The organism is Pyxidicoccus trucidator, from assembly GCF_010894435.1.
GTDB lineage: Bacteria > Myxococcota > Myxococcia > Myxococcales > Myxococcaceae > Myxococcus > Myxococcus trucidator.
In genome coordinates this window covers 1-387 of record NZ_JAAIXZ010000122.1, presented here as the reverse complement: position 1 = coordinate 387, position 387 = coordinate 1, and the positions used below count along the sequence as shown (strand labels likewise).

1 pseudogene is annotated in these 387 nt (G+C 72.4%); it reads left to right on the top strand.

Annotation, left to right across the window (positions count from 1 at the left end):
• Positions 1 to 24: 24 nt before the first annotated feature.
• Positions 25 to 387 (top strand): annotated as a pseudogene (locus tag G4D85_RS48700) (hypothetical protein); the annotation flags it as partial.

Here is a 387-nt window from a genome sequence, read left to right as displayed (position 1 = left end):
GCCAGGCCCCGGCGGAGAAGGTCCATGATGGCGGACACGGCCTTGATGGCGTGGCCCGTCGCGCTTCCGCTGATGGGTGCGGTGCTGGCGCTGCTGGTGGGGCGCGCGGGGGTGCGCCTGGTCGCGGGCGTGGCCTCCGTGGCCACGCTCATCGCGTCATCGCTGGCGGCCTGGGAGGTCTCCACGCAGGGAGTGCTGCGCCAGCAATTGGGAGGGTGGGGCGCACCGCTGGGCATCGAGTGGCGCGCGGACGGGCTCGCCGCCCTGATGCTGCTGACCATCGCGGTGGTGGGGCCGCTCATCAGCGTCCACGCCTTGGACCACCTGGGGGACCGAGAGGACCGGGAGTTCCTCCCGCTGTGGCTGTTCATCTGGTGCGCGCTCAAC